The sequence below is a fragment of the Kitasatospora sp. NPDC048540 genome, from assembly GCF_040651175.1.
Classification (GTDB): Bacteria; Actinomycetota; Actinomycetes; order Streptomycetales; family Streptomycetaceae; genus Kitasatospora.
On record NZ_JBEZIR010000081.1, the window covers coordinates 19,631 to 38,686 of the forward strand.

Below are 19,056 nucleotides of genomic sequence, written 5' to 3' on the forward strand. Positions count from 1 at the left end.
GCACCCGCGGCCGCCGCAGGGCCCCCGTCACGGCCGGCAGCCCTGCAACTCGGCGGTGTCACCGGCGGGCCGGCCGCAGATCCGCTCCGGCCTGGCCCGGCCGTCGGTGTCCCGCACCACCCGGATGATGTTGATGCCGTGGCCCGGCTGGCTGCCGGTCGCCAGCAGCGGACGGGTGTCGCGGAAGTCGATCGTCCCGGTGGCCCGGTTCTTCAGCTCGACCGCCCGCAGCCCCGCCATCACCGCGCCCCGCCCGCCGGTCTGCGAGGCACCGGCGTTCTCCGCCCCGGCGTGCAGCGCCGCGGTGGCGTCGTAGGCGAGCGCCAGCGAACCGTCGGAGAACACGTCGTCCTCGTACGGGTTGCCCCCGGCCGGCTGCGGTGTGATGCCGAGCCCGGCGGAGGCGGTCTCGGCCAGGTCGGAGGCGCGGGCGGTGACCGCCGGGTCGGTCAGCGCGATGTAGTACAGGGTGGCCTGCGGTGCCATCCAGGTCGCCCCGGTGCTGAACTGGGCCTTCGTCAGGTCGTCACCGGTCAGCACGGTGAGCGGGCGGTTGCAGCCCGGGTCGGCGGCCAGCCGCCGCATCAGCTGGTTGACGTCGTCGGCGCGGCCCGCCAGGTACAGCACGGCCGGCGGGTGCCCGGACTGGCAGCTGCGGCGCAGCGCGTCCTCGTAGTCCGGATCGCCGTTGCTGGTCAGGCCGTACTCCAGCGGCCGGTCCTCGGCCAGCCGGAAGCCCGCCTCGCGCAGCATCCGGGAACCGTAGGCGGCCTGCTCGGGGCTGTACTTGTCATCGCTGCTGGGCCTCCTGGTCAGCACGGCTGCCCAGCGGTCCTCGGGGGCCAGCGCCAGCCCGTCGGCGATCTTGCGCAGCTCGGCCGCCTCCTCCTGGTCGGTGGCCGCCAGCCCGAAGTAGTTGACGTGCCGCCGGGCCAGGTCGGTACCGGAGTTGGTGGTGTCGACCACCGCGAGACCGGCCCGCTGCAGCAGGCCGACCGCCTGGTCGCTGTCGGCGGTGTCCCGGCCCAGCCCGACCACCCCGACCACCGAGCTGTCCCGCCGGGCGACCTCCACGATCCGTTCGGTCATCTCGGTCTGGAAGTACATGTCCTGGCCGCCGTTTGCCACCAGCACCTTGATCTTCAACGGGTCGCCGGCGTTGTTGCGCAGCTGCGCGAGGTGCACCCCGGTCAGCTCCTTGAGACTGTTGAGCGCCCGGGACTCCTGACCGGGCGCGGTGGTCAGCGACCCGGCGTACACCACGGTGACGAACCGGACGTCCGGCAGCGCCGCCACCCGCTCGTTCTCCCGGCGGATCGCCTCCTCGACGGTCGCCACCCCGATCCCCGCACCGGCCTTCGCCCCGTCGCCGTCGTGCCCTGGCAGCGCCCCGCTGAGCCGCACGTCGTGCCCGGTGGCGAAGGAGACCCCGCCGGTCGCCACCCCGACGCACTCGCGGGCGCCGCCCTGGTCGACCCGCCACACCGCGTCGTGGTTCGACCCGAGCAGCCGCCCCTCGCAGAACTGCTCGGACAGCTGCCCGCTGCGCACCACCCCGCCGGCCCCGGCGAGCAGCAGCACCAGCAGCAGCGTCCAGCGCGACCACAGGAACCACGGCGAGCGCCGCACCGGGACGGCCGCCAGCCCGGTGGTGTTCCCCGCGCTGAGCTGCAGCCGGCCGAACCCGATCGGCAGCGTCCAGGCCAGCGCCCGCCCCCGGCTGGGTGCCTGGCGCACCCGCAGGTTGCTCACCCAGCTCTCGTACGGGCTGGCGCGGCGCGGCCCGGGGTGGACGGGCGCCGGACCGGCGGCGCCGGCCTGCAGCCAGCCGGCCACGTCCGCGTGCGCCACCCCGGCGAGCACCAGCAGCGGGTCCTGCTCACTGCGGCGGCTGCGTACGTCGCTGATCGCGCCGAGCACCTTCAGCCCGCCGTTGCCGGCGTCGGCCTGCGGCAGGAACACCACCGGCGGCACCCGGCGCTTTCGGCCGCGCAGGTCGGCCGCCCAGGGCCGGTGCGCCGAGCGGAGGTCCTCCAGCAGGGCGAGGGTGCGCAGCTGGAGGTGGAACTGCTGGGCGCGGTCGCGTTCGTCGGCCGGGGTGCCGGCCAGCTGGGCCTTGAGGATCTCGCCGGCCACCTCGCGGGCCCGGGCCTGGGTGACGTCCCAGGACATCCGGGGCCGCCAGATCGACCAGGCGGCGGCCTGCCGTCCGGACGCGGCGAGGAAGGTGGTGGTGGCGAACCACCGGCTGGCCTGGCCGAGCCAGGACAGCGGCGCGGTGTTGCGGCGCACCCAGCCGGTCAGCACCAGCAGCAGGAAGGTGGCCAGCAGCACGCCGAGCACCAGCTCCCAGTGCGCCTGGGTGAGCAGGGTGGTCACGCCGGCCAGCACCACGGCGCCGATCAGCGTGGTGGAGTTGAACAGCGGCGACAGCGTCTGCTGGAGGGTGGCCCCGGCGGTACGCCGCTCGGGCCGCCAGTGCAGGTCCCGCAGCCGGGTCAGCACCGCCTCGACCTGGTCGTCCAGCGGCTGCGCGCGCCCGCCGGCCGCCGCCAGCACGTGCTGGGCGGCCGCCTCGATGGCGGCGATCAGCCGGGAGCGGGGGACGGCGTAGTTCCGGTACCAGGACGGTCCGCGCCGCGCCCAGGGGCCGCGGGCGACGCCGTCCAGGATGCCGATCGCGTTGAGGTGCGGGTCGCCGGTGTCCGGCCCGCCGGCCACCCGGTAGGGGAGCCCGCCGCCCTCCTGCGCCTCCTGGACGGCGCCGACCACGTCCCGGACCTCCCGGTCGAGCGCGGTGTCGGCCTCCTCCGAGTACAGCACCACCACCGGCATCGGCAGCCGGGCGCCGCGGAACTGGTCGATCAGGTCCTTGAAGAGCGTGTCGACCTCGTACTTGGCGGTGGTCGGCAGCCCGCCGAGCCCGACGTCGCCGTGTGCCGTCCCCTGTGCCAACGCAGCCCCCCGAACGTCCCCGGATCCCGGCCGCACTCGGCCATCTGACCAAGTGTCAGGCCGCGAGTGTAGACCCCGGCCCGGACACCAGGACATGTCCCGGCCATCGGCCGGTTCCCGTCGAGGTGCCGTACGGGCGGGGTCGGGGCGGGCCGCTCAGGGGGTGACGGCAGGGGCGGGGGCGGTGTGGAGCCGGAGCTTGGCGGCGTCGGCGGCGGCCGGGGGAGTGGCGCCGAGATCGGAGACGGTGGTCACCAGCACCGCGTCCACGTCGTCCAGCCAGTTGGTGGTCTTGGACTGGACGGTGACGGTCCCCCGCTGCTGGGTGCCGTCGCAGACGATCACGGTCGGCGAGGTGCGGGTGGAGCCGAACGCGATCGCCGCCGGATCGGCCGGGTCGGTCTGCTCGACCGAGGTGTTGAGCGAGCGCTCGCCCTCGGGTGAGGAACAGGTGTAGTGCAGGTCGACCCGGACCCGGCCCGGGATCTTCGGGTCGATGACGGCGGCGTCGAAGCCGATCACCGTGGCCGGGGCGGGCGGGGTGGCCGGCGGCGCCACGACCGGCGCCTGCGCCGAGGCCTCGGGGGCGGCCGGCTGGTCCGCGGGGGTGCCGGGGGAGAGCGGGGCGGCGGCCGGGGCCGGGCCGTCCTCGGACGGGTCCGGCCCGGTGCCGGTGGCGAGGGCCGGGATGATGGCGGTCAGCGCGAGGCCCCCCACCCCCAGGGCGAGCGCTGCGCCGATGGTCCTGCTGATCATGGTCCTCCTCGTGTCGGGCTCCGTGCCCCGACTATCCGTCAGGGTGCGACGGCCTGCGAGTCGGTACCGCCGGGCAGGGTGACGGCGCGACGCCACCTGGCCGAGCCACCGCGCGGGGACGGGGTCCACACGGCAGCGGCCCGGCCCGGCGCGGCCCCGGCGCCTCAGGTGTACCGCAGCGAACCCGGGGTGGTGAGCAGCTCGCCGGTCTCCAGCCAGGTCTTCAGGCCGGAGAGGATCATCGGCCAGCCACCGTAGAGCTCGTCGTTGGCGCCCTCGCGCAGCTCGTCGTGGGTGACGGTGAGCCGGCAGGAGTCGCCGACCGGTTCGATATCCCAGGTGACGCGGCTGGTGCCTTCGCTCTTCACCTCGTCGCTCCAGAGCGCGACCATGCTCTGGACCAGCCGGCGGGGCGGGTCGACCTCCAGGTTGACGCCCTCGCCGAGCACGATGCCGGCCTTCGGGGAGCCCATCTCGTAGCGCGAGCCCGGGGTCCAGTCCGAGGTGACCTCGGCGCCGAAGTTGTACTTGGCGCGGATGGCCGGGTCGGTGATCGCCTCCCAGAGGCGCTCCGGCGTGGTGCGGATGTAGATCTCGAAGACCTTCTGCATGGGAGTCTCCAGTCGGCTCTTGAGGTCGCTGAGCGCAGCCGCCCACGGCCCCGCGTACTTGCTCACCCACCGGTCGTGGACGAGCCGGATCGGGACCGGGTTCAGGTAGTGGAGCTTCTCCCTGCCCTGGCGCCGGGTGACGACCAGTCCGGCCTCCTCGAGCAGCTTGAGGTGCTTCATCACGGCGAAGCGGGTGATCTCGAAGCGCGCCTCGAGCGCGCTGAGGGTCTGCCCGTCCTCCTGGAAGAGCGCGTCGAGCAGGCTGCGTCGGGTCGGGTCGGCGAGGGCTTTGAACACCAGGTCCACACCACGAGAATAGGTGACCATTTGGTCACATGTCAACGCGTGGCGGCCTCCGGCGCAGGTCGGGGCGGTCCGGTCCGGCGGGTGGCCTACCGGACGGTCTGACGGGCGGGCCCGGCGGCCGGGCCGACCGCGGCCAGGTAGGCGAGGATCGCGTCCCGGTTGCGGGCCAGGCAGGTGATCCGCTGGTGGATCCGGTCGGCCTCCCGCCGCATCAGCTCGGCGGTCTCCGGGGTCAGGCACTCGGGATGGACGTGGATCTCCTCCGGCCGGTCCAGGAACGGCAGGATCCGGCGGATGATCTCGGTGGTCAGCCCGGAGTCCAGCAGACCGCGGATCTGCTGCACCAGGTGGACGTCGCTCTCGCGGTAGCTGCGGTAGCCGTTCCCGCCCCGCTCGGGGTGGAGCAGGGACTGCTCCTCGTAGTACCGCAGCATCCTGGCGGGCACACCGGTGCGGCCGGAGAGTTCGCCGATCCTCATGGGGGCTCCCGGGGGACCGTCCGGTACGGGCCGGACACGCTTGCCTTCACACTGATGTGAAGGTTTCACCATGAGCCTATGCCCACCGCAACGCCCACCGGGACCCGGATCCCGCCACCCGCCCCCGCCGCCGCCCCCGCCGTGAAATTCCCGCTCCGCGGGCTGCCGGTCCTCTTCGCCGCCGCGTTCTGCGCCGTGATGACCGAGCTGCTGCCCGCCGGGCTGCTCCCCGGACTCAGCCACGGCCTGCACGTCTCCGAGGCCCGCGCCGGCTACCTGGTCACCGGTTACGCCGCCGCCTCCTTCCTCGCCGCGATCCCGGTCACCGCCGCCCTGCGCGGCACCCGCCGACGCCGGGTGCTGGTCGGCGCCCTGCTCGCCTTCGCGCTCGCCGACACCGTCACCGCACTCTCGGCCAACTACCCGCTCACCTTCGCCGCCCGCCTGCTGGCCGGCGCCACCGGCGGCGTGCTGTGGGCCATGCTCGCCGGATACGCCGCCCGGATGGTGCCCGCCGAGCACCGCGGGCGCGCCATCGCGATCGTCCTGGCCGGGATCACCGTCGCCCTCGCACTCGGCATCCCGGCCGGCACCGCGCTCGCCGCACTGACCGGCTGGCGCGCGGTCTTCGGGGCACTCGCCGCCCTGGCCCTGCTGCTGGCCGCGGCCGCCGGAGTACTGCACCGGGTCCCCGACTTCCCGGGCGAGCCCGCCGCCGAACGGGTGGCGCTGCGCCGGATCGCGGTGATCCTGGGCCTGCGGACCGTCCTGACGGTCACCCTGCTGCTCCTCCTGGGCCACCAGGCCATGTACACCTACCTGGTGCCGTTCGCGGCCCGGGCCGGGTTCGGGGCGGCGGGCGGGCTGCTCGCGGTCTTCGGACTCGCCACCATCGCCGGGATCGTGGCCGGCGGGGCGCTGGCCGACCGCCGCCTCCGGCCCACCCTGCTGACCGGCCTCGCCCTGATCCCGGCCGCGCTGCTCGCCCTCGGCCTGTCCCGCGGGGAGCCCGCCGTCACCGTCGCCGCGGTCGCCGGCTGGGGCGCCGCCTTCGGCGCGGCGCCGACCATGCTGCAGACCGCCCTGATCGACCTGTCCGGCCCCCGCCACGCCGACCTCGCCACCGCCCTGCAGGCCACCGTCTACAACCTCGGCATCGCAGCCGGCTCGCTGACCGGCGGCCTCGCCCTGGGCGCCGCCGGCCCCGGCGCCCTCCCGTGGACGGCGCTGCCGCCCGCCGCGGCCGCGACGGCCGTCGTCGCCCTGGCCCGCCGGCACGCCTTCCCCGCCCGCCGCCCGGTCCACGGACGGCCCGCGACGGCGCGGCGCTGATGTCGGACGGCCCGGGCGCTACCGGGGCTTCGAGCCGTGCGGCCGGAGCCCCGTACCGGTGCCCGAGCCGGTGCCCCGATGAGCTGCTGGGGCCACGCGGGATCAGTCGTCCGGGCGCGTCGAGAGCAGGGCCTCGCAGATGGCGCGGTGCTCCGGGTACCGGGTGGCGATCGCGGGCAGCACCGCTCTCATCTCCGCGGCGCCGGGCAGGGGGTACGCCTCGTGGTGAAGGGCCAGGTGCAGCCGGACGGTGTCGTCCGCCCGCCGCACCCAGCCGTTCAGCGTGTGCCGCATCGAGGCCCCGTTGTCGGTACCGGACCAGGTCGCGACGTTCAGGAACGTGCTCGCCCGCGCGACCGTGGTGCGCCCCGCGTGCACGGCGGCGGCGACGATCTCGGCGATGTCGTCCGCGCCGTGGGCGGTGATCAGGTCCTCCACGGCATCGAAGAGCTCGTCCGGGAGCTCGCCGGAGCCGTCCTCGGGGACCGGTACCGCACACAGCCGGGCCAGCGCCGGCTCCCATGTCGACATGACGACCTGTCGTCCTACCAGTGGGAGGGGCGGCCGAGCCCGTCCGGCAGCCTGGTCGAGGCGTCGCCGCGGGCGGTGTTGAGCTGGCCCTGGGTGAGGAAGACGCTCCCGGTCAGGTCGGCACCCCGCAGATCGGTGTCGCGCAGGTCGGCGCCGATCAGGTCGGCGCCCCGTAGGTCCGCGCCGCGCAGGTCGGCGCCGATCAGGTAGGCCCCGCGCAGGTTGGCCCCGCGCAGGTCCGCGCCCTTCAGCCGGGCGCCGATCAGGTCGGCCCCGCGGCGGTCCTTCTTGCGCCCGGGGTGCCCGGCCCGGACGAGCTCGCTGGTGCGCAGCAGCAGGGTGTTGACCTCGGCCCGCTGGGCGGCGACGTCCAGGTCGAGCAGCGTGTCGGCGTCCTGCGCGGCCAGCCGTTCGGTCTCCGCCAGGGCGAGTCGCAGCTGCGGGTGCACGGCGCGGGCGGCCGGCAGGGCGAGCGCCTGGGTCAGGTACCAGAGCAGCTCGTGCAACTGCCGCATGACCGGGAGCACCTTGAACATCTGCTGCGCGGTGCCGGGTGCCCGGCGCCAGTCCTGCCCGCCGAAGGTCGCCTGCGAGACGCGCTGACCGGCACCGAAGCAGTCGTAGCCGGTGCAGCCCGCGAAGCCGCTGGGCCGCAGCCGGGTGTGGATGCCGCAGCGGAAGTCCTGCTGGAGGTTGGGGCAGGGCTGCCCGGCGTCCTTGTCGATCGCGAAGTCCGCGGAGGCGGTGAAGGCCAGCGCGACGCAGCAGAGCCCGAAGCAGTTCCCGCAGTCGGACTGCAGCACGGTGAGGCCGCCGGCGGGGGCGGGGCCGGCGGACGGGTGGTTCTCGGACAAGACGCGTGCTCTCCCGTGTGGTCGGTGCGGGCCGGACACCCCCGGCGCTCCGGGGGTACAGGAGGGAGCGGCGGCGCCGTGCCCCGTTCCCCCATACGGCTGCCCCGGGCGGAGCCGGAGGCGCACCCTAGTCTTCCAGACGCCCCGGCCCGGTCCGCACCCTGAGCCACCCCAAGATTGAACGCGTTCAAAAGCTCTGGCAGGATGGGCGCGGGGGAGGTCGCCGGGCCCGTACGAGGGCCGGCGGCCGCTGCGGTGCGCGCCCCCTCCTTCAGGTTTTCGCCGGCAACGGAGAGCGCCACATGATCATCATCTATCTCGTCTGGCTGGCCGTCGGCCTCGCCGTCGTCATCGGCCCGGCGGCCTTCCTCGGGTACGGCTTCGCGCTGGTCACCGCAGGGCGGCTGGCGCAGCGGGTGCGGGTGACGCTGCTCCCGCTGCTCGCGGCGGCCCTGGCGGGCGTCTGGGCCGCGCCGATCGGGGCGGGGAACATCTGGTGGGCCGTCCCGGCCGCCCTCTCCCTCGCCGCGACGCTCATCGCGGGCTTCACCACCCTCGCGCACGAGGCCGACGCCCGGCGCGACGCGCAGTACCTGACGGCCGTCCGGTCCGGCTGGTACCCGCCGCAGGCCTACCGGTGACGCCCGGTCGGACGGCGCCGCCGGCGACCCCCGCGTGGCGCGGCCCGGCGGCGCGGACCCGGGTGGCGGCGGCCGTCGCGGCGGCGCTCACGGTGGCGGCGGGACTCGGCGTACGGGCCCTGGCCGACGGCGAGCCGGCCAAGGCCGCGGGCGATGCGCTGTACACCGTGCTGGTCGGCGCCCTGACCGTGCTGGCCGCACCGAGGGCCCGGGCGGCGACGGCGGCCGGGCTCGCCCTGGCGTTCAGCTGGACCGTGGAGTTCCTCCAGCTCACCGACGTGCCGGCGGACCTGTCCCGGCGCAGTACGGCCGCGCGGCTGATCCTCGGCTCGAACTTCAACCCGCCGGACCTGCTCTGGTACGCGGTCGGTGCGGCCGCCGTGTGGGCCGCCCGTTCGGCCTGGCGCGGCCGGGAGTGACGGCCGTCCGTCCGCGGCCGGACGCCGAACGGCCCGGACGGCGAACGGCCCGGCCGGGGTGCCGGCCGGGCGCGGTGGAGCGGTGGGGGCGTCGTCAGCAGACGAAGTCCGGCGAGTTCGACCAGAAGGTGAGGAACGACCAGGTCTGGGCGCCGATCACCCCGTCGACGGTGATCTTGGCGCAGGTCTGGAACCGCCTGGTCGCCGCCTCGGTGACCGGACCGAAGTCCCCGTCCAGGACCAGGTCGGTCGCGGTCAGCGAGGTGTTGAGGTAGCACTGCGCCTGTTTCACGGCGTCACCCTTGGAGCCCTGCTTGAGGACCGGGCGGGCGTCGGTGATGGTGCAGCGCTGGGTGAGTGTTGCGTCCGTCATGGGTGCATCCTTCGGATGGTCACGGGCCGGAGCGGTCCGGCCGGAGCGTGGACGTGCCGGACACCGGTGCGGGTCCGGAGGCCGGCGACAGGCCGGGACGGGCGCTGAGACCAGTGCGCCCCGGCTGTGCGGCCTTCCCAGGGAAGCATGCGAACGAACCTTGTGCAGTGCGGTGGATGGGCCGTTCCGCCGGTGGTGCGAGGGCCGGTCCGGGGGCGGAACCGGCGGGGCTCCCGCCACTGTCGGACCGTCCTGGCAGGATGGCGGCATGGAACGAGTGCTGGGAATCGGCGGGTACTTCCTGCGGGCCGCGGACCCGGAGGCGCTGGGTGCGTGGTACCGCGACAGCCTGGGCCTGGACGCGGACGAGCACGGCCTGTGGCAGCAGGGGGCCGGGCCGACGGTCTTCGCCACCTTCGAGTCCGGCACGGACTACTTCGGGTCCCGCGAGCAGCGGGTCATGCTGAACTTCCGGGTCCGCGACCTGGACGCGATGCTCGCCCAGCTGCGCGCCAAGGGGGCGGACGTGGCCGGGGAGACCCAGGAGATGGCGGGCGTCGGGCGGTTCGGCTGGGTCACCGACCCCGAGGGCAACCGGATCGAGCTCTGGCAGGCCGGCTGACGGCCGCCGCCCGCGGGCGACGACGTCGGCCGACCCGGGCCCTCGGGCGAGGCGCCGGGGTGGAATGTCCTGATTCGGATATTTTTCGGTTCTACGCGGCAGCCGCTACCCCGGGAGAGCCATGCCTTCGAACCACGCCGTCCGCCAGGTCACCGCCCGGCAGGTGCTGCGGAACCCGCGGATCTGGGTGCTCCCCGCCGTGATCGTCGGCCTGGTGTCGCTGCTGCTCTCGCTGGTCTACATGGGCGGCATCCTCAACCCCCGCGGCGATCTGCACCGCCTCCCGATCGGCCTGGTCAACGCCGACCAGGGCGCGGTCGTGGCCGGACAGCCGACCAACCTGGGCGCCACCGTCGTCGCGGGCATCGCCGCCGCCCCCGACCCGCGGGCGCAGATCGCCTGGCGGCAGCTGGACGAGTCCGCCGCGATGGACCAGCTGGCCTCCGGGAAGCTGTACTCCGTCCTGACGGTCCGGCAGGGCTTCACGGCGGCCGTCTCCGCGCTCCCGGCCGCCGGCCAGCCGGAGGTGGCCCGGCCCACCATGACGGTGTTCACCAATCCCGGCGCCGGCAGCCTGGCCTCCTCGCTGGCCACCTCGATCGCCCAGGCGGCCGCCCACAGCGCCTCGCTGGAACTCGGCCGCAACCTCACCGCCCGCCTCCCGGCCGAGGGCGCGTCGGCCACCAACGCCGCCCGGCTCCAGCTGTCCGACCCGGTGACCGTCGACACCGCCGTCGGCCATCCGATCGGCACCCACAGCGGGCTCGGCCTGACCGCGTTCTACTACACCCTGCTGCTGGTGCTGGCCGGGTTCCTGGGCGGCAACGTGATCGCCAACGGCGTGGACGTGGCGCTCGGCTACGCGGCCAGCGAGCTCGGGCCGTGGCGGCGCCAGCTGCCGACCGTCCCGATCAGCCGGACCCAGACCCTCGCGATCACCTGCACCATGTCGGTGGTGCTGTCGCTGCTGACCTCCAGTCTGATCATGCTGGCCTGCGTGGCGATCCTGGGGATGGACGCCTCCCACCTCCCACTGCTGTGGATCTTCTCGGTCTGCGCCACCGCCGCGGTCGGCCTCGGCGTACAGGCGCTGCTGGCCGCGTTCGGCGGGATCGGACAGCTGGTCAGCATGTTCGTGTTCATCGCGCTCTCGCTGCCCTCCTCCGGGGCCACCGTCCCGCTCCAGGCGCTGCCGGACTTCTACCGGGTGCTGTCCTGGTTCGAGCCGATGCGCCAGCTCACCGACGGTGTCCGGGCGATCCTGTACTTCGACGCGCGGGCGGACGCGGGCCTGAACCGGGCCTGGATGATGATCGGCGTGGGAACGGTGCTGGCGCTCGCGTTCGGCTTCGCGATGACCACCTACTACGACCGCAAGGGACTGCACCGGATCGTCCCCGAGCACCTGCGCGAGCCGCAGCCGTCCGCCTGAGCCCGTCCTGCTGGGCCCGTCCTGCCAGCCCCGGCCGCGGCGCCCTTGCCCGGGCCGGGGCCACTGGCTATCTTGACGGCTCGGATCCGACCGGGCGGGGAGCGGCGATGACGGGCTGGACGAGGCGCACGGCCACCGAGATCGCGGAGGGCGTCCGCAGCGGCCGGGTGACGCCCCGTGACGTGGTGGCCGACCATCTGGCGCTGATCGAGCGGCTCGACCCGCAGATCGGCGCGTTCCGCAAGGTGCTGGCCGCGCGGGCGCTGCGGGAGGCGCAGGCGCTGGCCGGGCGGGCCGACCTCGGCACGCTGCCGCTGGCCGGGGTGCCGGTCGCGGTCAAGGACAACCTGGCCGTCGAGGGCGAGGCGACCCGCAACGGCTCGGCGGCCACCCCCGACACCCCGGCCGCCGCCGACCACGAGACGGTCCGCAGGCTGCGCGCGGCCGGCGCGGTGGTGGTCGGCCTGACCAACGTCCCCGAACTGTGCGTCTTCGGCACCACCGACGGCGTTCACGGCACCACCCGCAGCCCCTGGGACCTCTCGCGCAGCGCCGGCGGCTCCTCCGGCGGCAGCGCCGCCGCCGTGGCCGCCGGCCTGGTACCGATCGCGCTCGGCAACGACGGCATGGGCTCCATCCGGATCCCGTCCGCCAACTGCGGGGTCCTCGGCCTCAAGCCGGGAGCCGGTCGGGTGCCCGCCGGGCTGGGCGTCGACGGCTGGTCCGGGATGGCCGAGAACGGCCCGATCGCCACCTGCGCCGCCGACGCGGCGCTGCTCCTCGCCGTCCTGGCCGGTGAGTCGGCCACCTCGCCGGTCACCCCGCCCGCCGACCCCGGGCCGCTGCGGATCGCCCTGTCCGTCCGGTCCAGCTCGCCGGGCATCCCGGTCGACGCCGCCTGCGCGGCCGCCGTCCGCGACACCGGACGCCACCTGGCGGCGGCCGGTCACCGGGTGGCCGACGCCGAACTGCCCTACCCGGCCTGGCTGGGCGCCGCCTCGGTGGCCAACTGGCTGGCCGGTACCGCCGCCGACGCCCGTTCCCTGGACCCCGCGCTGCTGGCGCCGCGCACCCGCCGGCACGCCGCCCTCGGCCGGGCGGTGGCCCGGGCCGGACTGGTCGGTCCGGGGCCGCGCGAGCGCTGGCAGGCGCTGCTCGAGGGATTCTTCGCCCACCACGACGTGGTGATCACCCCGGCCCTGGCCCACCCCGCGCCGCCCGCGGAGCCCTGGCACACCAGGGGCTGGACCGCCAACCTGCTGTCCAACGTCCGCTACGCGCCGTTCAGCCACCCCTGGAACCTGGCCCGCTGGCCGGCGCTGGTGCTGCCGGTGCACAGCCCGGCGGCGCGGCGCGGCCTGCCGCTCTCCGTCCAGCTGGCCGCGCCGCCCGGCGGCGAGCACCGGCTGCTCGCGCTGGCCGCCGAGCTCGAACGCCGGCGGCCCTGGCCGCGGACGGCGCCGGACCCGGCGGGCCGGCTATAGCCCGGTGGGCGCCAGTGCCTCGCCCAGCCGGGTGAGGGCGGCCGGGTGGCCGAACAGGCCCGGCAGCCCGCCGGTGTGCAGGAAGACCGTGCGCTGACCGGCCCGGATGTCGCCCTCCTCGACCGCCGCGATCAGCCCGGCCATCGCCCGTCCGGTGTACACCGGGTCGAGCGCGATGCCCTCGGTGCGGGCGGTCAGCGTGAGCGCGGCCAGCACCTGCTCCGTCAGGGCGCCGTAGCCGTCGCCGACCTGGTCGAGCCTCAGCCGCAGGCTGCGCGGGGCGCAGCTCTCGCCGGAGAGGCCGGAGGCGAGCGCGGCCACCGTCCCGGCCGGGTCGGTGACCGCCCCGACGTGGACGCCGAGCACCCGCCCGGGCCCGAGCGGGTCGATCAGCCCGGCCATGGTGCCGCCGGAGCCGGCCGCCACCACCACGGTGGCCAGGTCGGGTGCCTGGTCGAGCAGTTCGGCCCCGCACTCGGCGTAGCCGTGCGCCCCGAGCACGCTGGAGCCGCCGAACGGGAGCACGGCCGGTACCTCGCCCTGCTGCCGCAGCTCCTCGGCGGCCTGTTCGGCGGCGGCGCCCAGGGTCTCGCGGTCGGCGGTGCCGGTCCACACCACGGTGGCGCCGAACAGGCCGTCGAGCACGAGGTTGCCGGTGGCCGGCGGTCCGGGGGCGCCGGCCAGCACCAGGACGACCCGCAGGCCGAGCCGGGCGCCGGCGGCGGCGGTCAGCCGGGCGTGGTTGCTCTGCGGCGCGCCGGTGGTGACCAGCGCGCTGGCGCCGTCGGCCAGGGCCGCGCCGCAGAGCCACTCCAGCTTGCGGACCTTGTTCCCGCCGCCGCCGAGGCCGGTGAGGTCGTCGCGTTTGACCCACAGGTCCTCGGCGCCGAGCCCGAGCGCGCGGGCGAGGCGCGGCATCGGTTCGAGCGGGGTCGGCCAGCTGCCGAGCAGGGCTCGCCGTGGGGTACCGCTGTGCGGGGCCATCGCCACCGTCCTTCGTCCGCGATGCCGACGTGTGATCCGCCGTCATCCTGCCACGGCGGCCGGCCGCCGCCGGGGCGCCTCGGCGGCACCGCGGCGAAGTCCGATGGCCGGGTGGGTCAGGGGCAGGTCTTCCAGGCCAGGTGGTAGACGGTGTTGATGTCGCCGTCGGTGGAGTCCATGGTCATGAAGCTGGTGGTCTTGGAGGTGTCCGAGGTGCCGGGGCTGACCCGCAGCTCGGTGTTGATGTTGAAGTTCCGGATCTCGCCGCAGGGTGCCCAGACGAGGGCGGCGACGTCGACGGTGTCGGTGGACTGCCAGTTGTCGTCAATCGGGCCGTTGAACTGGTGGCTGGCGTAGACGGTCTGTGGCGAGCCCTGGAAGTAGTAGTTGGCCCGCTGGACCGCGCTGGCGCCTGCCTCCAGGTGGGCGAAGCCGCGGTAGTCGGCGGAGGCGATGGCGTAGGTGAAGCCCTGCGGGACGTGGACGTCCAGGTTGAGCTGACAGTTCTTCCGGAAGTCGGTGGGCTTGGAGCCGACGCCGACCTGGGCGAGGTAGTCGCTGTAGGTGACGGTGAACGCGGTGTTGTCGGGGGAGACCGCGACGGCCGCCGTCCCGGCGGGGCAGCCGGAGCCGTTGACGGTGGCCACGTCGATGACGATCTTGTCCGGCGGGGGAGTCTGGCCGGTGCCGAAGATGGGTGAGCCGAGCAGCGATGCGGTGACGACTCCGGTGGTCGCCAGCAGACGGAGCATCATGGGCGTTCCTTCCGATCGTTCCTGGGGCGGGCAGCCTCGGGCCGCCCGGTGCGGCGCCGGGGTCCGGCACTGCTTTGACGTGTCCATGGCAACACAGTGCGGAGGCCGCGTACAGGGGGCGTGATGGATTCGCTCACGAAGCGTGAACCCTCCCTCGGCGGACACCACGAGGCGAGGGTGCGTCAGTTCTGCTTAGCGTGCAGGCATGGAGAAGAACACCAACATCGTCCCGGTCCTCCCCGACACCGCGTCAGCCCCGACCCCGGCCCGGACGATACCGACCGCGAGTGACCCGCAGGCCCCCCGTCGTCCCGGACCGCGTCGCGCGAGCCGGATCCTGCACCGGGCCGGCGTGCTCGCCGCGGTGCTGGCCAGCACGGGAGCGCTCGGCCTCGGCGGCGCGGTCGGCGCCAGTGCGGAGAGCGCCCCGGCGCACAGCGGCTGGGACGGTTCGAAGTACTGGTTCAAGAACAGCGCCGGCCAGTGGCGGTGGACCGTCCACTACGACGTCTACCTGGCCCGGATCTCGGGCGCCCCGGCGCCGGCCGCGAGCACCAACAGCGGTGGCGGGATCAAGCAGGGCTGGGACGGTTCGAAGTACTGGTTCAAGAACAGCGCCGGCCAGTGGCGCTGGACCACCCACTACGACGTGTACCAGGCCCGGATCTCGGGCGCCCCGGCGCCGGCCGCGAGCACCAACAGCGGTGGCGGGATCAAGCAGGGCTGGGACGGTTCGAAGTACTGGTTCAAGAACGCCGCCGGCCAGTGGCGCTGGACCACCCACTACGACGTCTACCTCAGCCGGATCTCCGGCGGCTCCGGCACGGCCGCCGCGCCCGTCACCGGTACCGGCACCAACGCCGGCTCCCTGGAGGCGGCCGTCCAGTTCGCGCTGGGCGAGGTCGGGGTGCCGTTCCTGTGGGGCGGCAACGGCCCCGGCGGCTACGACTGCTCCGGCCTGGTCCAGCAGGCGTACCGGCGCGCGGGCATCAGCCTGCCGCGGGTCGCCAACGACCAGTACGCGGCCACCACCCCGATCAGCGCGAGCAGCCTGCGCCGCGGCGACCTGCTGTTCTGGTCCGACACCGGGCGCGCCGACGACATCGAGCACGTGGCGATCTACCTCGGCAACAACCAGTACGTCGAGGCGGCCCGCCCGGGCACCGTCGTGCGGATCTCCAAGCTCAGCAGCGGCTACTACCCGACCCACATGGGCCGTCCCTGACCACCACCACCCCCGTCCACCGGGCCCGCGCCGCACGGCGCGGGCCCCTTCACGTGCGACGGGCCGTCAGCGCAGGGTCGGCACCGCGCCGCCGTCGGCCCAGGTCAGTGCCACCCCAGGCACCGTCCGCAGCCACTGCTCGGCGATGGCGGCGAGGCGGGCCGCGTCCGGCGGCGTCCGGCCGAGCCCGACGGCGTACCGGACCGGGCCACCGGTGTCGGTCCCGTCGTCCAGCGGACGCGGCCAGGCCCGGGCGTCGGCGCAGCCGGCCTGCTCCAGGGCGGTGAGCAGGGCCCGCAGCCGGCCCCGGAACCGGCCGGCGGTGACCGCCGGCGGCTCGCCCGGGCGGGTGCCCACGGTCAGCACGGCCCACGCCGCGTGCCGCAGGTGCAGCCGCGGCGGCGCGCACAGCCGCGGCCACGGCCCCGGGCCGGCCTCGGTGATCTCCCAGGCCCGGTAGAGCTCCCGGACCAGCAGGTCCCGCCCGCCCGGGCCGACCTGCCCGGTGCACGGCCGGACCGGCGCGGTCGGCGTCAGCACCGCCAGCGGCAGGTCCGGCGGCAGGTCCACGGGCACGGCCGGTGCCAGCGCGACCGGCTCCCGCCAGTCCCAGGCCGCCCAGGTCCCGAAGAACTCCCGGACCAGCTCGTCCGGCGGCGCGCCGGGGAACCGGCGGACCGTCAGCGCCGCCAGGACCGCCCAGGCCAGACCGGGCAGCGTGCCGAACGGCGCCGAGTCCAGGCCGCGCGCCCGCGCCCAGGCCTTCACCACCCGGGTGAGGCCCGTGAACGCCGGACGGGCCGGGCCGACCACCTCCAGCAGCGCCCGCGCGTCGCTGACCGCGCTGAGCGCCGTCGCCGCCGCCTCGCCCAGCTCGGCCCGCCGCTCCACCGCCTCCGCGGGGGCGAGCGACCCGGTGGCGACCACCGCCAGGTCGACCGTCAGCCCGTCCACCGACAGCCGCAGCCCCGGCACCCGGGCACCCGTGACCTCCCGTACTGCCGCGCCCGGCACGGCCGCCTCGACCCGGGCGCGCAGCCGCGCCGGGTCGACGGTGCCCGGCAGGGCGGCCACCAGGTCCAGGTCGGCGCCCGGCAGTTCGCAGCCGAGCCGGCGGGAGCCGACCGGGTGGACCGCCCCCTCGGCGAGCTCCGCCGTCAGCCGCCGCAGGACCGGGCTGGGATCCGTCCCGCCGGGCGCCACCGCCTCGGCCGCCGGTTCGGCCGCCGGTTCGTACACTGGCCGCACCTCGCCGGTGCCGAGGGCGACCGTCAGCCGCGCACGCATCGGCTCCTCACCCCGGCGGGAGAGCAGCACCAGCTCGCCGACCCCGGCGGGCAGTTGCCGCAGCCGTGCGCCGAGTTCACCGGCCAGCCGCTGCGGATCCGCGGTGCGGCCAAGGCTCAGGTGCGGGGTGAAGCCCTCCGCCCGGCCGCGGCAGCGCGGGAAGCGAGCCGCCAGTGAACGGTGCAGCTCCGCCCAGGGCCCGGTCCCGGCCGCCGCCGGGTCCAGCCACACCGTCGCGTCGGCGCGGTGGCGGAAGGACCGCACCCCGTCGAGCAGGACGGTGAACGGCCGGTGCCCCGCGACCGCCGCCGAGACCAGCTCCGCCGCCCGTTCGAACTCCGCCTCCGGGACGAAGCCGAAGAGCAGGTTGACGTGCGGCGGCCAGCGGTCGACCTGCGGGTCGTACGCGCGGCGCACCCGCTGGATCTCCGGCCACAGCTCCTGCGGGGGGAGCCAGGCGAGCGCGGTGCGGGCCGTGGGCGGACTGTCCAGGACGGCGTCCGGCCCGGCGGCGCCGGGGGTCAGATCGACCTGTACGCCGTAGTGGTCGGAGACGAACAGGCCGTCCTCGGTGGCGGGGGAGTCGCCCAGCAGGGCGGCCGCCGAGGCCCGCAGGCCGGGCCCGCGCAGCAGCACCCGGTCCAGCCGGGAGGCCCGGCCGGACAGCGAGGAGACGGAGGCCAGCGGGTTGGCGGCCGGGTCGAAGGTGGGGGTGCGGTCGTCCGGGCCGTGCACCTCGGACCAGCCGTCGCGCAGGCCCAGCGCGGTCGCGGGCAGGTCGGTGCCGTCGTTGAAGTCGCCGACCACCACCACCTCGCCCTCCAGCGCGGCCAGGCCCTCCGCCAGCCGGTCCAGCTCGCCCGCCCGGCGCCCGGCGCCGTCCTCGCTGTGATCGCTGGTCAGATGGGTGGTGGCGACCACCAGCGGGCCGGCGGGACCCTCCACCGCGACCGCCGCCACCGCCTTGTACGGGCCGAGCGGGTGCCGGGCCGCCTCGACCACCGGCAGGCGGCTGAGCAGCAGCAGCCCGCTGTCGGCGACGTCCGGCCCGGCCGGGTCGGTGTCCACCGTGTAGCCCGCCCGCACCCAAGGCGCCGCCAGCAGCAGCGCCACCAGCGCCGGCTCGACCTCCTGCAGCGCGATCACGTCCGCGTCGGCGCGCTCCAGCGCCGCCAGCAGCAGCGGCCGGCGCCGAGCGGTGGCGATCCGGTCGCCGTCGTAGCGGTCCCACAGGGTGTTCCAGCTCACCACCCGCAGCCCGGCGGCGGCCGGCGCGGGCGGACGCGCCCCGGTGACGGGCCGCCAGCCGGCCGCGCCCGACCAGGCGTGCGGGGTCCGCGCGGTGAAGAACGGCGCCCGCAGCCGCCGCGGATCGCGCGCCCGCCCGGCCGTCGAGGTGTCGAGCCGGTCCAGGCCGGACGCCCGGTCCCAGACCAGCTCGCCGTCGGCCTCGAAGAACACCACCCGGTGCCAGGGGAGGTCGCCGCCCGGGACGAAGGCCGGCAGCGGCACCCGCTTGGGCGCGGCGCCCCGCATGGTCACCCCGACCACGAACCGGGCCGGGTCGAAACGGTCGTCCCAGCGGATCCGGTGGTACACCTGCTCACTGGTACGCATCACTGCTCCTGGGGGTCGGACCGGAGCGGACCGGCCGGGTCGGGGGCGCCGAGCGAGCCGTCGGTGTCGCCGACCACGCCGTCCGGGCCGATGTACCAGGTGCGGTGCGCCTGGCCCGGGTACGGCGGGCCGAACCGGCCGAGCTGCGCGGCCAGCACCGCGGGCGGCACCGGGTGCTCGCGCACCGCGTTGCGCCGGGCTAGCTCGTCCGCGCCGACCAGCAGGACGGCGTGGGTGGTCAGCGCGTCGCGGCGCTGGGCCACGGCGTGCACCAGCGAACGCTGCTGCCGGTTGAGGATGGGTGCCGAGCCGCAGTCCGGAGCGGGCGCTGCTGGGCAGCACCACCGTGGTGGTGCGGATGTCGGTCGCCGTGAGCAGCCGCCCCCACTCGTG

General features: G+C 75.5%; 17 protein-coding genes and 1 pseudogene. 7 read left to right on the forward strand and 11 right to left on the reverse strand.

Going from position 1 to position 19,056, the window contains the following annotated elements:
* Positions 1 to 27 precede the first annotated feature (27 nt).
* The 4 genes from AB0D08_RS26980 to AB0D08_RS26995 all read right to left on the reverse strand — a co-directional run bounded on the left by AB0D08_RS26980 (position 28) and on the right by AB0D08_RS26995 (position 5,107).
* On the reverse strand, positions 28 to 2,955 hold the full coding sequence (locus AB0D08_RS26980) for a hypothetical protein (protein ID WP_051812019.1): 2,928 nt from the start codon (positions 2,953 to 2,955) through the stop codon (positions 28 to 30).
* A gap of 156 nt (positions 2,956 to 3,111) precedes the next feature.
* On the reverse strand, positions 3,112 to 3,711 hold the full coding sequence (locus AB0D08_RS26985) for a hypothetical protein (RefSeq protein WP_359892374.1): 600 nt from the start codon (positions 3,709 to 3,711) through the stop codon (positions 3,112 to 3,114).
* Positions 3,712 to 3,875: 164 nt separating this feature from the next.
* Positions 3,876 to 4,628 (reverse strand): metalloregulator ArsR/SmtB family transcription factor, encoded by a 753-nt coding sequence (locus tag AB0D08_RS26990; RefSeq protein WP_033823387.1) that lies wholly within the window; start codon positions 4,626 to 4,628, stop codon positions 3,876 to 3,878.
* A gap of 86 nt (positions 4,629 to 4,714) precedes the next feature.
* A complete protein-coding gene (locus tag AB0D08_RS26995; protein WP_359892376.1) occupies positions 4,715 to 5,107 on the reverse strand; it encodes a MerR family transcriptional regulator in 393 nt (130 codons plus the stop codon).
* A 78-nt stretch (positions 5,108 to 5,185) separates the two neighbouring features.
* On the opposite strand from AB0D08_RS26995, the gene AB0D08_RS27000 reads away from it, so the two are divergent.
* Positions 5,186 to 6,439, forward strand: coding sequence for an MFS transporter (locus AB0D08_RS27000; RefSeq protein ID WP_359892379.1), 1,254 nt, complete (start codon positions 5,186 to 5,188; stop codon positions 6,437 to 6,439).
* 102 nt (positions 6,440 to 6,541) lie between these two features.
* On the opposite strand, the gene AB0D08_RS27005 is transcribed toward AB0D08_RS27000, so the two are convergent.
* On the reverse strand, positions 6,542 to 6,970 hold the full coding sequence (locus tag AB0D08_RS27005; RefSeq protein ID WP_033820315.1) for a hypothetical protein: 429 nt from the start codon (positions 6,968 to 6,970) through the stop codon (positions 6,542 to 6,544).
* Positions 6,971 to 6,984: 14 nt separating this feature from the next.
* Positions 6,985 to 7,824: a pentapeptide repeat-containing protein gene (locus AB0D08_RS27010; RefSeq protein WP_359892381.1), complete on the reverse strand. Its 840-nt coding sequence runs from the start codon at positions 7,822 to 7,824 to the stop codon at positions 6,985 to 6,987.
* 302 nt (positions 7,825 to 8,126) lie between these two features.
* On the opposite strand from AB0D08_RS27010, the gene AB0D08_RS27015 reads away from it, so the two are divergent.
* Positions 8,127 to 8,465: a hypothetical protein gene (locus AB0D08_RS27015; RefSeq protein WP_359892384.1), complete on the forward strand. Its 339-nt coding sequence runs from the start codon at positions 8,127 to 8,129 to the stop codon at positions 8,463 to 8,465.
* Between the two features lie 62 nt (positions 8,466 to 8,527).
* Positions 8,528 to 8,884, forward strand: coding sequence for a DUF2809 domain-containing protein (locus tag AB0D08_RS27020; RefSeq protein ID WP_033820313.1), 357 nt, complete (start codon positions 8,528 to 8,530; stop codon positions 8,882 to 8,884).
* A gap of 94 nt (positions 8,885 to 8,978) precedes the next feature.
* Here AB0D08_RS27020 and AB0D08_RS27025 read toward each other — a convergent pair whose 3' ends face one another.
* Entirely contained in the window at positions 8,979 to 9,257 is a 279-nt protein-coding gene (locus tag AB0D08_RS27025; RefSeq protein ID WP_051812333.1) for a peptidoglycan-binding protein, read from the reverse strand.
* Positions 9,258 to 9,525: 268 nt separating this feature from the next.
* On the opposite strand from AB0D08_RS27025, the gene AB0D08_RS27030 reads away from it, so the two are divergent.
* The 3 genes from AB0D08_RS27030 (at position 9,526) to AB0D08_RS27040 (ending at position 12,795) form a co-directional block, all read left to right on the forward strand.
* A complete protein-coding gene (locus AB0D08_RS27030) occupies positions 9,526 to 9,879 on the forward strand; it encodes a VOC family protein (protein ID WP_033820312.1) in 354 nt (117 codons plus the stop codon).
* A gap of 121 nt (positions 9,880 to 10,000) precedes the next feature.
* Positions 10,001 to 11,311 (forward strand): DUF3533 domain-containing protein, encoded by a 1,311-nt coding sequence (locus AB0D08_RS27035; RefSeq protein ID WP_033820311.1) that lies wholly within the window; start codon positions 10,001 to 10,003, stop codon positions 11,309 to 11,311.
* 107 nt (positions 11,312 to 11,418) lie between these two features.
* A complete protein-coding gene (locus AB0D08_RS27040) occupies positions 11,419 to 12,795 on the forward strand; it encodes an amidase family protein (RefSeq protein WP_359892387.1) in 1,377 nt (458 codons plus the stop codon).
* On the opposite strand, the gene AB0D08_RS27045 is transcribed toward AB0D08_RS27040, so the two are convergent.
* Together AB0D08_RS27045 and AB0D08_RS27050 are read right to left on the reverse strand one after the other, a co-directional pair.
* A complete protein-coding gene (locus tag AB0D08_RS27045) occupies positions 12,790 to 13,779 on the reverse strand; it encodes a D-cysteine desulfhydrase family protein (RefSeq protein WP_051814109.1) in 990 nt (329 codons plus the stop codon). The genes AB0D08_RS27040 and AB0D08_RS27045 overlap by 6 nt on opposite strands.
* Before the next feature lie 116 nt (positions 13,780 to 13,895).
* Positions 13,896 to 14,531 (reverse strand): DUF4360 domain-containing protein, encoded by a 636-nt coding sequence (locus tag AB0D08_RS27050; protein ID WP_082527132.1) that lies wholly within the window; start codon positions 14,529 to 14,531, stop codon positions 13,896 to 13,898.
* 208 nt (positions 14,532 to 14,739) lie between these two features.
* On the opposite strand from AB0D08_RS27050, the gene AB0D08_RS27055 reads away from it, so the two are divergent.
* Entirely contained in the window at positions 14,740 to 15,759 is a 1,020-nt protein-coding gene (locus tag AB0D08_RS27055; protein ID WP_051814110.1) for a C40 family peptidase, read from the forward strand.
* A gap of 66 nt (positions 15,760 to 15,825) precedes the next feature.
* Here AB0D08_RS27055 and AB0D08_RS27060 read toward each other — a convergent pair whose 3' ends face one another.
* Together AB0D08_RS27060 and AB0D08_RS27065 are read right to left on the reverse strand one after the other, a co-directional pair.
* Complete coding sequence (locus AB0D08_RS27060) at positions 15,826 to 18,663, reverse strand: poly(A) polymerase (protein WP_359892390.1); 2,838 nt, start codon at positions 18,661 to 18,663, stop codon at positions 15,826 to 15,828.
* A pseudogene (locus tag AB0D08_RS27065) lies at positions 18,663 to 18,959 on the reverse strand (kinase); the annotation flags it as partial. The gene AB0D08_RS27060 and the pseudogene AB0D08_RS27065, both read right to left, overlap by 1 nt.
* Positions 18,960 to 19,056 lie beyond the last annotated feature (97 nt).

Excerpts from the sequence above, each read along its gene's own strand:
- AB0D08_RS26985 (WP_359892374.1), bottom strand. The coding sequence starts at position 3,711 with ATGATCAGCAGGACCATCGGCGCAGCGCTCGCCCTGGGGGTGGGGGGC.
- AB0D08_RS26995 (WP_359892376.1), bottom strand. The coding sequence starts at position 5,107 with ATGAGGATCGGCGAACTCTCCGGCCGCACCGGTGTGCCCGCCAGGATG.
- AB0D08_RS27000 (WP_359892379.1), top strand. The coding sequence starts at position 5,186 with ATGCCCACCGCAACGCCCACCGGGACCCGGATCCCGCCACCCGCCCCC.
- AB0D08_RS27005 (WP_033820315.1), bottom strand. The coding sequence starts at position 6,970 with ATGTCGACATGGGAGCCGGCGCTGGCCCGGCTGTGTGCGGTACCGGTC.
- AB0D08_RS27015 (WP_359892384.1), top strand. The coding sequence starts at position 8,127 with ATGATCATCATCTATCTCGTCTGGCTGGCCGTCGGCCTCGCCGTCGTC.
- AB0D08_RS27025 (WP_051812333.1), bottom strand. The coding sequence starts at position 9,257 with ATGACGGACGCAACACTCACCCAGCGCTGCACCATCACCGACGCCCGC.
- AB0D08_RS27030 (WP_033820312.1), top strand. The coding sequence starts at position 9,526 with ATGGAACGAGTGCTGGGAATCGGCGGGTACTTCCTGCGGGCCGCGGAC.
- AB0D08_RS27035 (WP_033820311.1), top strand. The coding sequence starts at position 10,001 with ATGCCTTCGAACCACGCCGTCCGCCAGGTCACCGCCCGGCAGGTGCTG.
- AB0D08_RS27040 (WP_359892387.1), top strand. The coding sequence starts at position 11,419 with ATGACGGGCTGGACGAGGCGCACGGCCACCGAGATCGCGGAGGGCGTC.
- AB0D08_RS27045 (WP_051814109.1), bottom strand. The coding sequence starts at position 13,779 with ATGGCCCCGCACAGCGGTACCCCACGGCGAGCCCTGCTCGGCAGCTGG.
- AB0D08_RS27050 (WP_082527132.1), bottom strand. The coding sequence starts at position 14,531 with ATGCTCCGTCTGCTGGCGACCACCGGAGTCGTCACCGCATCGCTGCTC.
- AB0D08_RS27055 (WP_051814110.1), top strand. The coding sequence starts at position 14,740 with ATGGAGAAGAACACCAACATCGTCCCGGTCCTCCCCGACACCGCGTCA.
- AB0D08_RS27060 (WP_359892390.1), bottom strand. The coding sequence starts at position 18,663 with ATGCGTACCAGTGAGCAGGTGTACCACCGGATCCGCTGGGACGACCGT.